This window comes from Actinokineospora globicatena (genome assembly GCF_024171945.1).
Classification (GTDB): Bacteria; Actinomycetota; Actinomycetes; order Mycobacteriales; family Pseudonocardiaceae; genus Actinokineospora; species Actinokineospora globicatena.
Map to the genome: position 1 here is coordinate 554817 of NZ_JAMTCR010000006.1, position 17189 is coordinate 572005.

General features: G+C 71.5%; 16 protein-coding genes. 11 read left to right on the forward strand and 5 right to left on the reverse strand.

Translation table 11 applies throughout. The features are described from left to right. Positions 1-52 precede the first annotated feature (52 nt). The 11 genes from LV79_RS30055 to LV79_RS30105 all read left to right on the forward strand — a co-directional run bounded on the left by LV79_RS30055 (position 53) and on the right by LV79_RS30105 (position 11119). The gene (locus tag LV79_RS30055; protein WP_253841661.1) at positions 53-1705 is read left to right on the forward strand and encodes a methyl-accepting chemotaxis protein; all 1653 of its coding nucleotides are present in this window, start codon (positions 53-55) and stop codon (positions 1703-1705) included. 143 nt (positions 1706-1848) lie between these two features. Next, on the forward strand, positions 1849-2712 hold the full coding sequence (locus LV79_RS30060; protein WP_253841662.1) for a hypothetical protein: 864 nt from the start codon (positions 1849-1851) through the stop codon (positions 2710-2712). A 501-nt stretch (positions 2713-3213) separates the two neighbouring features. Beyond that, positions 3214-4302: a protein-glutamate methylesterase/protein-glutamine glutaminase gene (locus LV79_RS30065; protein WP_253841663.1), complete on the forward strand. Its 1089-nt coding sequence runs from the start codon at positions 3214-3216 to the stop codon at positions 4300-4302. Next, the gene (locus LV79_RS30070; protein ID WP_253841885.1) at positions 4299-5135 is read left to right on the forward strand and encodes a CheR family methyltransferase; all 837 of its coding nucleotides are present in this window, start codon (positions 4299-4301) and stop codon (positions 5133-5135) included. Before LV79_RS30065 ends, LV79_RS30070 begins: the two co-directional genes overlap by 4 nt. Positions 5136-5140: 5 nt before the next feature. Further along, a complete protein-coding gene (locus tag LV79_RS30075; RefSeq protein ID WP_308208976.1) occupies positions 5141-5515 on the forward strand; it encodes a response regulator in 375 nt (124 codons plus the stop codon). Continuing rightward, complete coding sequence (locus LV79_RS30080; RefSeq protein ID WP_253841665.1) at positions 5512-6000, forward strand: chemotaxis protein CheX; 489 nt, start codon at positions 5512-5514, stop codon at positions 5998-6000. The genes LV79_RS30075 and LV79_RS30080 overlap by 4 nt, the downstream gene beginning before the upstream one ends. 3 nt (positions 6001-6003) lie before the next feature. After that, positions 6004-6366: a response regulator gene (locus LV79_RS30085; RefSeq protein ID WP_253841666.1), complete on the forward strand. Its 363-nt coding sequence runs from the start codon at positions 6004-6006 to the stop codon at positions 6364-6366. A 4-nt stretch (positions 6367-6370) separates the two neighbouring features. Continuing rightward, positions 6371-6844 carry a hypothetical protein gene (locus LV79_RS30090; protein ID WP_253841667.1) on the forward strand — a complete coding sequence of 158 codons (474 nt, stop codon included), beginning with the start codon at positions 6371-6373 and terminating at the stop codon, positions 6842-6844. Between the two features lie 363 nt (positions 6845-7207). Then, positions 7208-9253, forward strand: coding sequence for a flagellar biosynthesis protein FlhA (locus LV79_RS30095; protein ID WP_253841668.1), 2046 nt, complete (start codon positions 7208-7210; stop codon positions 9251-9253). Then, positions 9231-10865: a hypothetical protein gene (locus LV79_RS30100; RefSeq protein ID WP_253841669.1), complete on the forward strand. Its 1635-nt coding sequence runs from the start codon at positions 9231-9233 to the stop codon at positions 10863-10865. The genes LV79_RS30095 and LV79_RS30100 overlap by 23 nt, the downstream gene beginning before the upstream one ends. Beyond that, positions 10865-11119, forward strand: coding sequence for a hypothetical protein (locus LV79_RS30105; RefSeq protein WP_253841670.1), 255 nt, complete (start codon positions 10865-10867; stop codon positions 11117-11119). Before LV79_RS30100 ends, LV79_RS30105 begins: the two co-directional genes overlap by 1 nt. Positions 11120-11128: 9 nt before the next feature. Here the strand turns inward: LV79_RS30105 and LV79_RS30110 are convergent, their stop codons facing one another. The 5 genes from LV79_RS30110 to LV79_RS30130 all read right to left on the reverse strand — a co-directional run bounded on the left by LV79_RS30110 (position 11129) and on the right by LV79_RS30130 (position 17187). After that, positions 11129-12646, reverse strand: a complete 1518-nt coding sequence (locus tag LV79_RS30110; RefSeq protein ID WP_253841671.1) for a HelD family protein — start codon at positions 12644-12646, stop codon at positions 11129-11131. 8 nt (positions 12647-12654) lie between these two features. Then, complete coding sequence (locus LV79_RS30115; protein WP_253841672.1) at positions 12655-13110, reverse strand: hypothetical protein; 456 nt, start codon at positions 13108-13110, stop codon at positions 12655-12657. 84 nt (positions 13111-13194) lie between these two features. After that, positions 13195-14601 carry a PLP-dependent cysteine synthase family protein gene (locus LV79_RS30120; RefSeq protein WP_253841673.1) on the reverse strand — a complete coding sequence of 469 codons (1407 nt, stop codon included), beginning with the start codon at positions 14599-14601 and terminating at the stop codon, positions 13195-13197. A gap of 730 nt (positions 14602-15331) precedes the next feature. Next, complete coding sequence (locus LV79_RS30125) at positions 15332-16423, reverse strand: EscU/YscU/HrcU family type III secretion system export apparatus switch protein (RefSeq protein ID WP_253841674.1); 1092 nt, start codon at positions 16421-16423, stop codon at positions 15332-15334. Then, the gene (locus tag LV79_RS30130) at positions 16420-17187 is read right to left on the reverse strand and encodes a flagellar biosynthetic protein FliR (protein ID WP_253841675.1); all 768 of its coding nucleotides are present in this window, start codon (positions 17185-17187) and stop codon (positions 16420-16422) included. The genes LV79_RS30125 and LV79_RS30130 overlap by 4 nt, the downstream gene beginning before the upstream one ends. Between the last annotated feature and the right edge of the window lie 2 nt (positions 17188-17189).

Below are 17189 nucleotides of genomic sequence, written 5' to 3' on the forward strand. Positions count from 1 at the left end.
CGCACCCAGCTCAGCCGCCCAGCCCGGCGGCGCCATGGAAGGGCCCACGCAGATGGCTGACTCGACCCCCACGGCAGACCCCGGTTCGCGCCGCGGTGGTGTCGGCAGGTTCCTCGCCGACCGCTCGCTCGCCACCAAGATCTTCGCCGCCATCGCGCTGCCCGCCGTGGTCGCCATCGGCGTCGGCGTCCAGGGCATCGTCGCCACCGACAGCGGCGCGCACACCTCGCAGCGGCTGGGCAAGAACGCCGCCGCGGTCGGCTCGATCAGCAACTTCAACGGGGTCGCGATCACCGCCATCCAGCACCTGCTGAGCTCGTTCATCAGCACCGACATCGCGCGGGTGCAGAAGGAGGTCAGCGACACCACGGCCGCTGTCGGCGCGCTGCGCGAGGCGCTGGCCAAGTTCCAGCAGGGCATCGAGGCCGACCCGGAGTACAGCGCGGTGCCGCTGGCCACCGTCAAGCGCGCCATCGTCGGCCTGGACCGGGTCGCCTCGGTCGTGCAGGAGCAGGTCTTCCCGGCGGCGCTCGCGGGCCAGTCCCAGGTCGCCCTCGCCCGCTACAACAACCAGGCCGGGCCCGCGCTCGACGACCTGAGCGCCGCGCTGGTCGAGATGCAGCAGGTCGAGCTCGCGGCGGTCAGCGCCGAGGTCGCTGATGCCGCCGCCGCCAGCGACACCGCCCGCTACACCACGCTGGTGCTGCTCGGCTCGGGCCTGCTGCTCGCGCTGCTGGTCGGCTGGCTGATCATCCGCGGCATCACCCGCTCGGTGCGCGGGGTCTCCAGCGTGCTGGAGTCGGTCGCGCACGGCGACCTCACCCGCAAGGTCGACGTCCGCTCCAGCGACGAGGTCGGCGTCATGGCCGCCGCGCTCAACACCGCGACCGCGAGCATGCACGACACCGTCACCGCCATCACCGACGGCATCCAGTCCCTCGAGGGCGCCACCCAGGACATGGCCACCATCGCGGGCCGGGTCAGCGACAGCACCGACGAGACCTCGGCCCAGGCCGGTGTCGTCTCCGCCGCCGCCGAGCAGGTCGCGCTCAACGTGCAGACCGTGGCCACCGGCGCGGACGAGATGTCGGCGTCGATCAGGGAGATCGCGCAGTCGGCGAACGAGGCCGCCGGTGTCGCCGGTCAGGCCGTGTCGGTCGCCGCGGCCACCAACAGCACGGTCGCGAAGCTGGGCGAGTCGTCGATGGAGATCGGCAACGTCGTCAAGGTCATCACCTCGATCGCCGAGCAGACCAACCTGCTCGCGCTCAACGCCACCATCGAGGCCGCCCGGGCCGGTGACGCGGGCAAGGGCTTCGCCGTCGTCGCCAACGAGGTCAAGGAGCTCGCGCAGGAGACCGCCAAGGCGACCGAGGACATCTCGCGCCGGGTGGAGATGATCCAGGCGGACACCTCGAACGCGGTGAACGCCATCGACGAGATCTCCGAGATCATCGGTCGGATCAACGACTTCCAGCTGACCATCGCCTCGGCGGTGGAGGAGCAGACCGCCACCACGACCGAGATGAACCGCAACGTCGGCGAGGCCGCCGCGGGTGTCTCGGAGATCGCCGCCAACATCGCCGGTGTCGCAGACGGCGCCACCACCGCCACCAACAGCATCGGCGAGTCCAACCTGGCGGTGGAGACCCTGACCAGGCTCTCCGCGCAGCTGCAGGACCAGGTCAACCGCTTCACGACCTGACCGCAGCCCGGTCGCCCCGGCGATCACCCCCCGCGAGACCAGGCGGCGCCGTCCCTCACCCCCCAGGGACGGCGCCGTCGCTGTGCGTAATGGTTCACCCGATTTAGTACTGTTTCCGTAATCGAGGGTGCATACTCTCTGGGGTGTACAGCCTTGTCAGCGCCCCCGTGTTGGGCTTCGACCTCACCCGGATGGCGGGCGGACCTGCGACGGCGGAGATACTGCTGACGCTGCTGGGCCGCACCACCGCCGACATCGAGGTCCTCGCCGAGCGCGCCGCGCCCCCGTCCCCCGCCCTGAACCTGGCCAGGTCGCACGCGCTCGCCGCCGCCAGCGAGCTGCCCAGCGTGCGCGACCTGTCCGGTCCCGCCGCGGTCACCCTGCTGCAGCACGCCCCGATCGGGTCACTGGCCGGTCTGCTGCACTGCGTGCGCACCGACGTGCTGGTGCCCGACCGCGACACCTTCCCACCCGGCACCGCGCCCGAACCGCCCGACGGCGCGGTCGCCCTGGTCACCGACGCGGTGTGCGCGACGTACCTGCGCCAACACCTCACCGACACCGACCGCCGGGTGCTCGGCTCCGCCTGGGTCACCGCCCGGCGCGACCTGCCGGACACCACCCCGCACCTCGGACCGACCAATGACCTCGTGCACCGGTTGCTCGACCGGGTCCGCGCCGCGCACCCCGCCGAGGTCAGGGCACTCGCGGTGTCCGCCGAGCGGATGCGCGCCGAGCAGCAGGACTGGTCGGCCGCCATGCACTCCTCCGCGTGGGCCGTGCACGTCGCGGGCCGCATCCGGGAAGCCGCCGCCGCCCAACTGCTCTTAGTCCGGGCGGTCGACCTCGCCGGTGTCACGCTCGACGACCGCGCCAGCGGCGTGTGGAACGTGCTCAGCGGCGCGGTCCAGGCGTTGATGGTCCGCGACCTCGTCGACTCGGCCTCCGCCCAGGAACTCCTCGTCCCCTGCTTAGCCGCCTTCGGCCCCGACTGGTTAGTGCAGTAACGCGGTATCACTCCCTCCCGCCACCCACCACGTATCACTATCTCCCGCCACCCACCCCCTCATCCCCGCCCGGCATCGTTCCCGGCTTGGCACCGTCGCCGACCCGCGGTGGTGCTGTTCATCCGGATGTGCCGCTAGCCCCCATGTCCCGCCCGGCATCGTTTCCGGCTTGGCGGGTGACGGTCTCTCCTTACGTTCCCGGCTTGGCGGCGGTGCCGACCGGGTGGTGGTGTCGTTCGTTCGGACAGGTCTCCTGTCCTCTCTTACCCGCCCGGCGGCGTTTCCGCGCGTCACCCGCTTGGTGACTCGATCGGCTGGTCACCTGTGCGGATCAGCCGGTCGGGTTATCCACATCGGACGGAGCGGACAACTCAACAGCGCGGATTTACTGTGATTGGCGTGAGAAGTCGGCCGGGGTGAGCGCTCAGGACCGGCCGGGTCCGGCCGATGCCACGGTTGTCGCGGAGGCGGGTGCCTCCGCCGCCGACCCTGGAGGCCCACGTGATCTCAGTGCTGGTGGTGGACGATTCGGTGGTCATCCGCCGCCTCGTCACTGATGTGCTGTCCGCGGACCCGAAGGTTCGGGTGGTCGGCACCGCGCCCAACGGGCAGATCGCGCTGGCCAAGATCGCCCAGCTGAAGCCGGACGTGGTCACCCTCGACGTCGAGATGCCCGTGCTCAACGGCGTCGAGACGGTCCGCGAGCTGCGCAAGACCAACCCCACCCTCCCGGTCATCATGTTCTCCACGATGACCAGCGACGGAGCCGAGGCGACCGTGGCCGCGCTGGCCGCCGGTGCCACCGACTACGTCACCAAGCCCGCCAACGCCGGTAGCGTCAACAAGGCCGTCACCGAGGTCCGCGAGCAGTTGCTGCCGCGCATCCACGCGCTGTGCGGCAAGCCGGTCTACGCCGCGCAGCCGCTGCGCCCGGCGACCCCGGTCAAGCGACCGCCGACGAGCACCGGACCGCGCAAGCCGGTCCAGGCCGTGCTCATCGGCTCGTCGACCGGTGGCCCCGAGGCGCTGCGCACGGTGCTGACCCGGCTGCCCGCCACGCTGCCGGTGCCGGTGCTGGTCGCCCAGCACATGCCCCCCGTCTTCACCACCATGCTCGCCCGTCGCATCGACCAGGAGGCCGCGCTGCGCGTGGTCGAGGCGCGCGACGGTGAGCCGCTGCTGCCCGGGACCGTCTACATCGCACCCGGCGGCAGGCACATGGAGGCCGCCAAGACCCCCGGTGGGGCCAAGGTGCGGTTGCACGACGGCCCCATGGAGAACCACTGCAGACCTGCCGTCGACGTGCTGTTCCGCTCCTGCGCGCGCGTCTACGGCTCGGCGTCACTGGCCGTCATGCTCACCGGCATGGGCCAGGACGGAAAGCGCGGCACCGAGGACCTCGTGGCCCTCGGCGCTGGAGTACTGGCCCAGGACCAGGCCACCTCGGTGGTCTGGGGCATGCCTGGTGCCGTTGTCAGCGCGGGCTTGGCCGACGCGGTACTGCCGCTCGGTCTCATCGCGGAGAACATCGTCGCCCGCTTGCCCGCATCGGCGGCGGCTACAGGAAGGGAGGTGGCGCGGTGGAAATGACCCCGGCGCTGTTCGGCTTCGTGGCCGATCTCGTCTACCGAGAGGCCGGCATGGTCCTGCGCCCCGGTAAGGAATACCTGGTCGAGTCCAGGCTCAAGCCGGTGGCGAAGGCCACCGGGCACGACACGGTCGGTTCGCTGGCCAACGCGCTGCGGACCGCAACCGCCGCGCTGCGCACCCAGGTGGTCGAGGCGCTCACCATCAACGAGACCTCCTGGTTCCGCGATCGTGAGCCGTTCTCGGCGTTGACCGACACGATCCTGCCCGACGTGCTCGCCGCCTCCACCCGCCCCGTGCGGATCTGGTCGGCCGCGTGCTCGAGCGGCCAGGAGCCCTACAGCATCGCCATCACCCTGGAGAAGGCCCTCCCGGCCGGTCGCGGCTACCAGATCATGGGCAGCGACCTGTCCGAGGAGATGCTGCGCCGCTCGCGCGCGGGCCGGTTCAACCAGCTGGAGGTCAACCGCGGCTTGCCCGCGACCGACCTGGTGACCTACTTCCAACGCGCTGGCGCGGAGTGGGAGGCGATCCCGCGGATCCGGCAGAACCTGTCGTTCCAGCGGATCAACCTGTGCGCGACGTTGCCACCCATGCCGAAGTTCGACGTGGTGTTCCTGCGCAACGTGCTCATCTACTTCGAACCGGAGACCAAGCGCGCGGTGCTCGACCGCGTGCGGCAGGTGCTCAACCCCGGTGGCTGGCTCCTGCTCGGGGCCGCCGAGTCCACTGTGGGCATCGACTCCGTGTTCGAGCGGGTACCCGTTGGACGGACAGCCATCTACCGGGCACCTGCCCGAGATCGCCAAATGGTGAAAGAGGTGACGCAGTGCTAGGGATTGTGATCGACGATTCCCGGGCCATGCGCAAGATTCTCCGAGGCCTGTTGGCCGACCTCGGCTTCGAGGTTCTGGAGGCTGGCAACGGCCGGGAGGCACTGGATCTGCTCCAGAGCACTGGTCGGGTGCCGGACCTGGCGCTGGTCGACTGGAACATGCCGGTGATGACCGGGCTCGAGTTCGTCATCGATGTCCGCAAGATCGCCGAGATGCGTCAGATGACGCTGATGATGGTGACCACCGAGAGCGAGCACGGGCAGATCGTCCGCGCGCTGGCCGCCGGTGCGCACGAGTACGTGATCAAGCCGTTCACCCGTGACGGCATCATCGACAAGCTGGCCCTGCTCGGGCTCGTCCCGGTGGGGGTGTCCTCATGACCAACGATGTGTCTACCGCAGTCGAGGTCGATCTCGACATGATCGCCGAACAGGTGTGGTCCGCGTTCCTCAACGGCGGTGAGGAGGAGACGCTGTTCGCCGACACCGACTCCGGCGCCGGTGTCGAGCTCGCCGCCTCGGTCGCCATGGTCGGCGCGTACGAGGGTCACCTGGTCGTGTCCTGCTCGCACAAGGCTTCCCGCGACGTCGCGTCCGTGCTGTTCGCGATGGAGCCCGACGAGGTCACCCCCGACGACGTCGGTGACGCGCTCGGCGAGCTTGCCAACGTGCTCGGCGGTAACGTCAAGTCCGTGTTGCCCTCCCCGTCCCAGCTCTCCCTCCCGAGGGTCTCGGCGACCGCGCACGAGCGCTGGCCGGGGACCGTCGAGGTGTGCCGGACGGTCGTCCGGTGGCGCGACGAGCCGTACGTGGTGACCTTGCTCAGCGGTGGTCCCGGTGGTTCCCACAACGCACAGGAGGCGTGAGCTATGAAAATCCTGGTCGCTGACGACAGCAGGGTCATGCGCCAGATCGTGATCCGGACCCTGCGCCAAGCCGGGTTCGACGACCACGAGATCGTCGAGGCCCCCGACGGTGCCGCGGCGAAGGACAGCGTCGCGAGCGAGAACCCCGATCTGGTGCTGTCGGACTGGAACATGCCGAACATGTCGGGCATCGAGCTGCTGCACGCGTTGCGCGCCAGCGGGAACACGGTACCCTTCGCCTTCGTCACCTCCGAGTGCTCGGACGAGATGATCGCCAAGGCCGAGGCGGGCGGTGCCCTGTTCCTGATCAGCAAGCCGTTCACCGCGGAGACCTTCCGCGACCGGCTCTCCGACATCCTGGGGTGAGTCCATGCCAGAGACGCTGCCGGTTCCCAAGCAGGTCCGCGACGTCCTGTCCGACCTGCTTGGCCGGGAGGTCACGGTCAACCTGACCGACCCGGCCGGCGACGCCCCGGTGGTCGCGGTGTACCAGCGCAACGACCAGCAGTTGGCCGGTGTCATCGGGTTCACGCTGCCGCTGGCGGCCAACACCGCGGCGGCGATGGGCCTCGTCCCGCCGGGCGGGGCCGAGGCCTGCGTGGAGGACAACGAGCTCTCCCCGCTGCTCTCGGACATCCTCGGCGAGGTCAGCAACATCCTCACCAGCCTGTTCAACCACGCCGGTGGGCCGCACGTGAAGTTCCACGCGCTGCACACCGACGCGGGCTCCGTGCCCGCCGACGCCCGCTCGCACTTGGCGTCGTTGGGCAGCAGGCTCGACCTCACCGTCGACATCGCGGGCTACAAGGGCGGCACGCTGTCCATTGTGGTCCCGACGAACTAGTCCATTCTGGAGGGATTCACGCGAACGTGGGCGTGTCGCCACTCGGTTGGGCGAATCCCACGGTCAGGTAGTTGCTCCAGGTGCTGTTCAGGGAAGTCCGTGGTGGCAGGTCGCCGGTTCGGGGCCTGCCACACCCGGGCGCACTACCCGCTGGGTAGCTGTGACAGGTGTGCACCAAGGCTGTTTTCCCGGTTCGGACCCCACCGCGGGGCCCGCACCCACTAGCGGTTCGGCGTCGGCTCGGCGATGCTCTTCGGAGTAATGCTCAACAGGGCTCCGGCTCGGCCGATGAACCGTCCGACGTGGAGCCAGGAAGGCAGTACCAGGCCAGGACGGCCGCACACCGGACTTCCGGGATGGACGATGAACTCACGGCGGTTGAGCCAGTTCGCGGTACCCGCGGGCGTCATCATGATCATCGTGTTGATGGTCGTGCCGATGCCGACGTTCCTGCTGGACATGTTCATCGTGCTCAACATCGCCCTGGCGCTGCTCATCGTGCTGATCAGCATGCAGGTCCGCAAGCCGCTGGAGTTCTCGGTCTTCCCGTCGATCCTGCTGCTGGCCACCCTCTTCCGGCTCGCGCTCAACATCAGCGCCACCCGGCTCGTGCTGCTCGACGGCGACGCGGGCGCGGTCATCGGCGCCTTCGGCCACGCGGTTGTCGGCGGCTCGCTGGTGGTCGGCCTCGTCGTGTTCTTCATCCTCATCGTCATCCAGTTCGCCGTCATCACCAACGGCGCGGGCCGCGTCGCCGAGGTCGGTGCCCGGTTCACCCTCGACGCGATGCCCGGCAAGCAGATGGCCATCGACGCCGACCTCAACGCCGGGCTCATCGACGAGCCCGAGGCGCGCAAGCGCCGCCAGGAGGTCACCGCCGAGGCCGACTTCTACGGCGCGATGGACGGTGCGTCGAAGTTCGTCAAGGGCGACGCCATCGCCGCGGTCGTCATCACCCTGATCAACCTCATCGGCGGCTTCTCGGTCGGCCTCATCCAGAAGGGCATGGCCCCCGCCGACGCCATCAACACCTACAGCCTGCTGACCGTCGGCGACGGCCTGGTCTCCCAGATCCCCGCGCTGCTGCTGTCGGTGGCCACCGGCCTCATCGTGACCCGCGCCGCGGGCGACCAGAACATGGGTTCCCTGGTCTCGAGCCAGTTCGGCGCCAACAAGATGGCGATGCGGATCGGCGGCATCTCGCTGCTGGGCCTGTCGCTGATGCCCGCCATGCCGATGCTGCCGTTCCTGCTCGTCGGCGGCGGCCTGATCATCGCCTCCACCCGCGGTCCCAAGCCGGGCGAGGAGGTCGTCGAGACCAGCGACTCCACCGAGGTCGCCGAGACCGCGCCGGACGCCACCGAGGCGCTCATCGCCGAGATGCGGGTCGACCCGCTGGAACTGGCGCTGGCCACCGACCTGGTCGACCTGGTCGACGCCGCGGGCGGCGACCTGCTCGACCGGGTCCGCGCGCTGCGCCGCAAGATCGCGCTGGAGCTGGGCGTGGTGATGCCGCCGGTGCGCACCCGCGACGACCTGGACCTCCCGCTGTCCTCCTACGTCATCCGGATCAACGGCGCCGACGTGGCCCGCGGCTTCGCCCCGCCGGGCACCGTCCTGGCCATCGGCGACGACCTCGACGCGCTGCCCGGCCGCGCGGGTGTCGAGCCGGTGTTCGGCCTCGCGGGCAAGTGGGTGCCCGCCGAGCTGCGCCACCAGGCCGAGGCGCTGGGCGCCACCGTCGTCGACCGCGCCTCGGTGCTGGTCACCCACCTGGCCGAGGTCACCCGCACGCACGCCGGTCGCCTGCTGGGCCGGGAGAACGTCCGCGCGCTCACCGACGTGGTGCGCCGCACCCACCCGGTTGTGGTGGAGGAGTTGACGCCCGCGCTGATGAGCCTGGGCGAGATCCAGCGCGTGCTGCACCGCCTGCTCGACGAGGGCGTCCCGATCCGCGACCTGGTCGGCATCTACGAGGCGCTCTCGCCCGCGGCCAAGGCCGGTGCCGACATCGACCGCCTGGTGGAGTCCGCGCGCGCCGCGCTCGGCCCGGCCATCGCCGCGCGGCTCGCCGTGGACGGGGTGCTCTCGGTCATCACCCTCGACCCGCGGGTCGAGCAGACCCTGCTGGAGAGCCTGCGGGTCACCGAGATGGGGGACCGGCTCGCAGTGGACACGGGCACGCTCGAGGCGCTCGTCGGCGACGTCGCCGGGCTCTCGAGCCGGGCGGAGAGCCAGGGCCAGGCCGCTGTGCTCGCCTGCGCGCCCCGGCTGCGCACCCCCCTCTACCGCCTGGTGCACGCCGCCGTGCCGCGGTTGGCCGTGCTGTCGTATTCCGAGCTGTCCGGTGGCACCCACCGGATAGAGACAGTCGGGGTGGTGAACAGTGGCTACACGCTTGCTGCTTGAGGGTCCTGATCTGGAAGCGCTGCTCGACCGCGTGCGCACCGAGCACGGCGCCGACGCGCGCATCGTGTCCGCGGACCGCCTGCGCAAGGGCGGTGTGGCGGGGTTCTTCTCCAAGCAGTGGTTCGAGATCGGCGTCGAGGTGCCCGAACCGGGCGACCCGGCGGTGCCCCGCGAGCAGGTGCTGTCCGTCGCCGACCTGATGGAGCTGGCCGACAAGGAAGACGTGGCCGCCGTCGGCGCGCCCGCCGACGAGCTCGTCGACCGGGTGCCCGAGCAGCGGGTGGGGGTCGCCGAGGAGGAACCGACCAGGTCCGCCGGTGACCCGTTCGCCCGGTTCTTCGCCGAGGCCGGTGGCCCACCGGTTCGCGCCAACGGCGCTGAGGCGGGGATCTCCGCCGCCCAGGCGCGTGCCGCCGGTCCGGCGCCGCGCGGGCAGAGCGCGGGGGAGTGGGCCAAGGCCGTGCGCCCGCGCGTGGGGGAGGCGCCGTCGCGCCCACTGGAGACCGCCGCGAAGCGCCCGGCCGAGCGCACCGCCGCACAGAAGGAGGCCGACGCCATGTTGCGTGCCGCCGTGCTCGGCGAGCAGCTCGCCGACAGGTCCGAAGTGGACGAGATGACCGACGAGCAGCTGCGCGCGGTGCTGCTCGGCGCGCAGACCGCCCCGCCGCGCCCGAGCGGCGTCCGGCCCGCCGAGTTCCCCTCCGTGCAGCGCCCGACCGGTCGGGTCTTCGCGGCCCAGCCGGTGATCGACGACGAGCCGGAGGTCGAGCCGGTCAAGCCCGTCGCCGCCGCCGTGGCCGCCGTGACCGTGGACGAGACCGAGACGGAGACCGCCGACGTGCCCTACGCCGACCTGAGCGCCGCTGTCACCGAGGAGCAGGCCGTCACCGAGGAGCGGGCGGACTTCCACGACCTGCTGGTGCCTCCGAGGATGCCGTCGTCCACCGCCAGGCACGCGCTGCCCGACGAGGACGAGGACTACCTGGACACCTCGTCGGCGGAACCGATCTCCGCCGAGCCGTTCGCGGCCGACCCGGCCTGGCCGACCGCCGACGAGCCGCGCCTGGTCACCGACCCGTCGCCGCGCCCGCGCCGCCGCTGGGACACCCCGGTGCCCACCGACCTGCTGGTCGCGCTGCCCGGCAAGGTGATCGTCGTGGCCGGTGCGCTGCAGGAGGCCACCGCGGCCGCCGAGTGGATCTGCCAGAAGATGCGCCTGGGCCCGGGTGCGGTGCAGGTCGCCGGACCGGACCAGATCGGCCGCGGCCGGGTGCTCGGCCCGGAGCACGCCGCGGAACTGGCCTACGACCTCAAGCGCAACCCGGTCCCGTCCGTGGTCGCCATCGCCGCCGCGGTGGAGGACCCCGACGGCGGTCGCTGGGCGGGCGCCGTCGCGAAGGCCCTCGGTGCCCGGCACATCGTGGCCGCTGTCGACGCGACCCGCAAAACCGCTGATCTGCGGCGGCACCTGGCCGATCTGGGTGGTGTCGACGCCCTTGCCGTGCACGGTGCGGCGGCCAGCGCGGACCCGGACTCGGTCCGCGAGCTGGGCCTGCCCATCCTGACCATCGATGGTGTCGCCCCGACCGCCCCCGGCCACCGGAGGACCTGATGTTCCGCTACTCCACCCTGGCGGCCGCCGTGCTGATGGCGTCCCCCTCGCTGTGGGCCGCCTTCGTCATGTCCACACTGGACCCGACCGACGCGATCATCCGGCTGCTCATCGCGGTCCCGATCGCCGCCATCCTGCTGTCCATCCCGCGCGCCGCGTTCGACCGCTACGCCCGCACCCTCCCGGCCAGGGAGATGCCCGCCTCGCCGACGATGCTCCAGGCCACCACCACCCGAGCCGACCGCGAGGGCTGAGGACGCTGGTCAGCCCACTCCCAGGACCTCGGGGAGGTCTTCGGTGTGCAGGATGGTCAGCCGGGAGACGGCTCGGGTCAGGGCGATGTAGAGGAGTCGGCCGCCGTCCGGGCCGGAGTCGATGATGGCGGCGGGTTCCAGGACGTAGACGTGGTCGAACTCCAGGCCCTTCGCCAGGGTCACGGGGATCAGGGTGATGTCGTGCGCCGTGCCGTCCTCGATGGCGTGGGCGACGCTGAGACCGTGGTCGGTGAGCACCTTGAGGACGGCTGAGCGCTGGTCGTCGTGGACGACGACGCCGGTGCTCTCAGGCGTCGGGTCGGCTGCGATCGCGGCCGCGAGGGCGGTGGCGACATCGGGGACCCGCGTAGTGGTGAGGGATCCGGGGGCGTGCCGGACCGACAGGGTCGGGGGCAGTTCGGGGGCGATGAGTGGCAGCAGGCGGTTGGCCACGGCCAGCACCTCGACGGGGACCCGGTAGCTCTTGCTCAGCGTCAGCACCCGGCTCGGCAGGCCCAGGTGTTCGCGCACGGCGTCCCAACTGCCCGCCGCCCACGGAGTGGTCCGCTGGGCCATGTCACCCAGCACGGTCGCCGAGTCGACGCAGCGGCGGCCGACGGCGCGCAGTTGCAGCGCCGAGAGGTCCTGGGCCTCGTCGACGACCACGTGCCCGTAGCGGTCCGGTTCGCGCAGGCGCGCGCTGATCTCGTCCAGCAGGTACAGGTCTGCCGCCGACCACTTGGCTGACCCGCGCGCCAGCAGGTCCCGCTCGGCCTCGTCGAGGATCCCCTCCGACGCCGCCGCCAAGACGTCCGGGTCGGACAGCAGGTCGCGCAGGACCTGCTCGGGGCGCACCGGCGGCCAGATGGTCGCGACGAGCGCGCGCACGCCCTTCGTCCTGGCGACCCGGCGCATCTCCGTGTCCGACGGGGCTCGTCCGCGCAGTTCCAGGCGGCGGCGGATGTGGTCGACGAGCCGGTCGGTCAGGTGGGTGCGCGCGCGGTCCCACGGCACGCCGGTCCCGATCAGGTCGGCGGCGAGACCCGCTACGGTCTCGGGGGACACCCGGACGAACGGGCTGGTCTCCCGGACGACGAGGTCCTCGGTCGGCGCGCCGACCTTGGCGGCCATCGCCCGGCTGATGACCGCCACCATCCTGGCGTCGCCCTTGAGCCTGGCGACCTCCGGCGCCTCCGGGACCGGCGCCCGCTTGGGCTCGGTGAGCCGCTCCAGCACCACGTGCCGCACGTCCTTCTCGCCGAGCGCGGGCAGCACCCGGCCGATGTAGCGGACGAACACGTCGTTCGGGCCGACCACCAGCACGCCCCGGCGGTGCAGGGTCGAGTGCTCGAAGAGCAGGTACGCGGCGCGGTGCAGGCCGACGGCGGTCTTCCCGGTGCCGGGACCGCCCTGGATGAGCAGCGTCTGCGCCAGGTCGCCGCGCACGATCTCGTCCTGGTCGGGCTGGATGGTCGCCACGATGTCGCGCATCGGCCCGAACCGGGGTCGCTCGATCTCCCCGCGCACGAGCGCGCTCAATCCCCGTCCGCCTCGCGCACCGGCTCGTCGTCGAAGCTGGTGAGCGTGCTGTCCTCGGCGAACCCGAACCGCCGCTTGCGCAGCACGCCCATCGGGTCCGCCCGGCTCGCCCGGTAGAAGCTCGCCGCGAGCGGTGTTCGCCAGTCGGTGACCACGATCTCGCCGTCGCGCGCGGGATCGCCGACGTGGCGTCTCCCGATGTAGACGATCCCGACGGCCGGGTCGTCGAGCTCCACCCGGCCGAAGAACAGCGGCAGCCCGTCGTCCTCCGCGATCTGCTGGGCCCGCCGCAGCAACCAGATGACCATCTCGTCGTCACTGGTCCTCATGGCCCGTTCGGCCATCTCCAGCAACTCGGTCCTGCTGCGCCGCAAGCAGTCCACGGCGTAGGCGAGGTGCTCGCGCTCGGCTTCCAGTTCGGCCCGGCCCGCGGGCGCGCGATCACCGCTCATCACAAGGTGTCCAGGGGGTTCGTCCGCGACGCCGATCAGGCGCCGGAAAACCCTACTACCGGGTGCGCGCGCCCCGCCTCCCCATTAGCCGCGCGGCGCGTCGACGAGTTCGCCGATCGCCGTCGTCCGGTCGTCGAGCCCGGACCGGGGGAGCACGGCGACCACCAGCCCGTCGTGGGTGATCACGACGGCGTCCTGGGCCGGGGTGAGCCGGTCGCGCACGCTCGCCACCGACTCGTGCACGCCCGCGATGGGCAGCGCCGGTCCCAGGTGGTCGGCCACGAGGTCCTCCGCGGCGGCGTCCCGCAGGTCCGCGGGCGACGCCGAGCCGATGACCTGGGCGACGGTCACCGGTTCCACCTGCTCGTCGGGCCGCACCACGACCGGGAGCGAGTGCCCGCGCCGCAGCGCCGCCCTGGCCTGCTCCACGGTCGCCGAGTGCGCGATCGTCTCGCTGACCAGCGCCGCCGCCGGGACCTGCCCGGTCTCGGGCCCGAACCCGCGGCTGCTCACCCAGTCGTCGTCGAAGTACTTGCTGAGGTAGGACCGGCCCGAGTCGGGCGCGATGGCCACGACCACGTCGTCCGGGCCGAGCGTGTGCGCCAGCGCGACCGCGGCCGCCACGGCCAACCCGCCGGAGGCGCCGAGCAGCAGGCCCTCCTCCCTGGCGAGGGCGCGGGTCATCGTGATCGACGCCCGGTCGGGCACCTGCCGGACGGTCGTGGCGACCGACGGGTCGTAGGACCGGGGCCAGACGTCGGTGCCGGTGTCCGGGTGCACGAAGCGGCCGGTCGCCTCGACCAGGTGCGGACGACCCGAGCCGCCGCCGTACACCGAGCTCTCCGGGTCCGCGCCGACCACCTGGACCCGGTCGCCGGACACCTCCCGCAGGTAGCGGCCCGCGCCGGTCAGCGTGCCGCCGGTGCCGATCCCGGCGACCAGGTGCGTCACCCGGCCGCCGGTCTGCGCCCAGATCTCCGGGCCGGTCGTCGAGTAGTGGGCGTCGATGTTGGCGGGGTTGTCGTACTGGCCCGCGTACCACCCGCCGGGGGTCTGGGCGGCCAGCCGGGCGGCGAGCGCGCGCACCTGGTCGGGGTGGTCGGCGGGCAGCAGCGCGGGCGTGATCACGACCCGCGCGCCGTAGGCCCGCAACAACCCCAACTTCTCCTGGCTGCTGCGGTCCGGCACCACCACGACCACCTGGTAGCCCAGCGCCGCACCGATCATCGCCAGCGCGATCCCGGTGTTGCCCGAGCTCCCCTCGAAGATCACCCCACCCGGCTTGAGATCACCGGAGGCCTCCGCGGCCCGAACCATCGACAGCGCCGCCCGATCCTTCGAACTCCCCGCCGGGTTGGCCGCCTCCACCTTCACCAACACCGCCGCGGGCGCCCCCCGGGTGACCCGCTTCAGCCGCACCAGCGGCGTCCGCCCGACCAACCCGGTCACATCATCGACCACCGCGACCAGGTCGGAGAACTCGTCCGGCATCCAGCGCACCCTTCGTCGAACCCCCCACCACGAGGCCTCGAGGGCGGGCCACCGCCAACATACCCGTCACCCACACCGCCACCAGGCCTTCCGCAGGCTGAGACCCCCGCGCTTCGACAACGGGATCTCCACGCCAGACGTGGTAGCCAGGTGTCTCCGCCACCCGCTCGCCCCCGCTGCCTGCCGAACGCTCTCGCGGCGGACGAGGGACCGGCCGGGGTGGGCACAAGCCGACCGACCGGGTTAAACCAGCCGGGGAGTGCGTCAAGTCGGTGCAGCGCTGGGTCGCCGCCGCGGGGTGGACCGTCCGGGTGTGGCGGTTCGGGACGGTTCGGGAAGGCGCGTCCCCCGGGTCGTCCGTCGGGAATCTCGACGTCGTCAGCCAGGACGCGACGGGTGTCCGGTTCCGCGGGTGGGCGCGTGACCCGGACACCTCGGCGCCGATCGCCGTGCACGCGTACGTGACACCCGAGCACGGCGTCGCGACGACCGCCAACCTGGACCGGCCGGACGTGGGCGTCGTGCACACCGCGAGTGGATCGACCAACGGGTTCGAGGTGACCTGCGGCGGCATCGTCCCGGGTCGGCGTGCGCCTACGGGATCAACGCTCCCGGCAGCGCGGGTGGGAACCGGTTGCTCGGCTGCAAGTCCGTCACCATCTCCTGACGGCGCACCGGCAAAGCCGTGTGGCCCCGGGAAGACCGGGGCCACACGGCTGAGCGAGGGGGATCAGGCCGCTGCTTCCGCGGGCATGTTGTGGGTGCCTGCGGCGGAGCCGCGGGAGCGGAGGCGGTGCAGGAAGGCCAGTACGTGGGCCACGGGGCCGAAGAGGTCGACCGGGATCTCCTGGCCCACCTCGCAGGCCTTGTACAGGGCGCGGGCCAGGGGGATGTCGCGGACGATCGGGACGCGGTGTTCGGTGGCGAGTTCGCGGATCTTGGCGGCGATCTCGCCGGCGCCCTTGGCCACGACGCGGGGGGCGCCCTTGTCGGGGTCGTAGCGCAACGCCACCGCGACGTGGGTGGGGTTGGCCATGATGACGTCGGCGGTGGCGATGTCGGACATCATCCGGTTGCGGCTCATGGCCAGCTGCCGGGAGCGGATCTGGCCCTTGATCTCCGGGTTGCCGTCGGTGTTCTTGTGCTCGTCCTTGATCTGCTGCTTGGTCATCCGCAGCTCCTTGCCGACCCGGCGCTTGGCGACCAGGTAGTCGGCGATGCCCATGGCGAGACCGGCGACGGCGGCGAGGCGGATGAGCGAGAGCACCGTGTCGCCCAGGGTGGCGACCAGCGACTGCAGCGGCAGCGAGCCGGAGCCCATGATGGTGGGGATCAGGTCCTTGACCGCGGTGTAGAGCACCACCCCGAGGATGCCGCACTTGAGCAGGGTCTTGACCAGCTCCCACGCCGACTGCGGGCCGAACATCCGCTTGATGCCCGAGAGCGGGTTGAGCCGCTTGAAGTTCGGCTTGAGCAGCTTGATCGCGGGCCGCAGTCCACCTTGGACACCGGCGCCCGCGAGCACCGCCAGCAGGGTCGCGCCCAGCAGCGGGGCGATCGCGGCGGCGCCGTTGCCGAAGGCCTCGCCGAGGATGGCGAACGCCTCGGCCTGGTCGGGGTTGGCGATGAACTTGCCGACCCGGTGCAGCAGCTGCGCGCTGCTGTCGAACAGGTCACCGAAGACACCCGGGATGACCCAGGTCGCGACCAGCACCGCCGCCCACGCGCCGAGGTCCTGGGTGCGGGCGGTCTGCCCCTGGGACCTGGCCTCCTTGAGCTTCTTCGGTGTCGGCTTCTCGGTGGCGTCCTTGTTCGCGCTCATCGCCCGATCGCTTTCAGTACGGCGTTGGTCGCTTCCTCGGCGATGGCGTGCACCGCCTGCGGGAGCAGGGTGATGGCCAGCCCGACCATCACCAGCGTGAGACCCACCTTGGCAGGGAAACCCACGGAAAACGGGTTCAGCGCGGGTGCGACTCGGTTGAGCAGGCCGAGGCCGATGTCGGCGCAGAACAGCACCACGATCATCGGCCCGGCGATGAGCACCGCGGCCAGGAACAACCGCCCCAGCCCGCTGGTGAGCAGGTTCGACAACCGTTCGAGGGAGAACCCACCGCTGAGTGGAACCGCTTCATACGAAAGCGTGAAGCCGCGCATCACCAACTGGTGCGCGTCGGTGGCGAACATCAACGCGGTGGCGGTCAGGCCGTAGAACCGGCCGAGCACACCCGCGTTGCCGGAGAACGAGAGCGGGTCGTAGGCGAAGGCCAACGAGAACCCGCCGAACACGTCGAGCAGGTCACCGGCGGCCTGCACCCCCGCGAAGATCACGGCGGTCAGGAAGCCCAACCCCGCGCCGATCAGCACCTGCTCCACCGCGCTGATGGCCAGCGCCCAGGTCTCCGCGCTCGGCACGTCACCGGCCAGCTTCGGCACCACCGGCAGCACGATCGCCACGCCGAGCATGGCCTTGATGGCGCCCGGGATCGCCCGCCCGTTGAACGGGGGGCAGGTGATCAGCCACGCCACGGCCCGGATCACGGCCAGCAGCAGGGCCGGGAGCGTGCCTGGGGCGAGCTGGGCCTCCACCG